Below are 1,213 nucleotides of genomic sequence, written 5' to 3' on the forward strand. Positions count from 1 at the left end.
GGTTCATACCGGCCATTACCAATATGTTTACGGCAACACCCACGGCTTTGCCGCACACCAGCAAAGCACGCACCACAGCATTTCTTGCAGCGTGGTCGCCAGCGACGAACACGGCATGCAGCGCGACTATTGGTATGATTCTTACTGCCGTCAAGAAGACATGGACGCGCACGAACTCATCGGCCAAACTGCAGCCGAACGGACTTTACGCCGTCTGAATAGCTGCAGCGTTCCGACCGGCAGCTATCCCGTACTGTTTGATACCACTGTCGCAGTCGGCTTAATCGGCCACCTTATCGGCGCACTCAGCGGCGGCGCGCTCTACCGCCAAAGCAGCTTCCTGATTGACAGTATCGGCAAACAGGTGCTTCCCGAATTTCTCAGCCTTCGCGAAGAACCGCATATCCTGCGCTCGTTCCGCAGCACTTATTTCGATGCCGAGGGCGTGTCCACGCAGCCGCGTTTTGTGGTGAAAGACGGTATCGTCGAAGGCTATTTCCTCAGCAGTTACAGCGCGAAAAAACTCGGTATGCAGACAACGGGCAACGCCGGCGGTGCGCACAATCTGTATCTGAACCACACCCACGCCACGCAGGCCGACCTGTTGAAAGAAATGGGAACAGGTTTGCTGGTTACCGAATTGATGGGACAAGGCGTCAACGGCATTACCGGCGACTACTCGCGCGGCGCGGCCGGTTTTTGGGTGGAAAACGGCGTCATTGCCTATCCGGTTCAGGAAATCACCATTGCCGGACGTTTGCAGGATATGTACCGCGACATCACCGGCGTGGCAGACGACGCATTACGCCGTTCATCCAATCAAATCGGCTCCATCTTGGTTTCTAAAATGACGGTTGCCGGCAACTGATTGAACTAAATATACAAAAGGCCGTCTGAAAGATATCTTTTCTTTTCAGACGGCCTCGCCGTTATCTACTTCCATAAAAAACACATCATGCATATTGTCGTTATCCCCTCTTGGTATCCTTCTTCCGAAACTGACGTGGACGGAATCTTTTTCCGTCTCCAAGCCCAAGCCCTGCAACGTGAAGGCATGAAAATCGGCATGGTCGTACCCATGTTCCGCTACTTGAGAAGTCAGCCGAAAACCATCTTCTCGCGCTTCTACGGCCTGCGCCGCCATCAGCAAGGCGGACTCAACACTTACGCCTACGACAGCATGTATTTCTTCCCGCGCTGCCCGGTTGTCGAC

At 54.2% G+C, this 1,213-nt stretch carries 1 protein-coding gene and 1 pseudogene; both read left to right on the forward strand.

What is annotated here, in order from left to right; all coding sequences use genetic code 11:
- On the forward strand, nt 1-868 hold an 868-nt coding region (locus ACTHUM_RS14660), incomplete at its 5' end, for a metallopeptidase TldD-related protein (protein ID WP_440403244.1).
- Between the two features lie 87 nt (nt 869-955).
- A pseudogene (locus ACTHUM_RS14665) lies at nt 956-1,213 on the forward strand (glycosyltransferase); the annotation flags it as partial.

The organism is Neisseria sp. P0021.S006 (assembly GCF_051956895.1).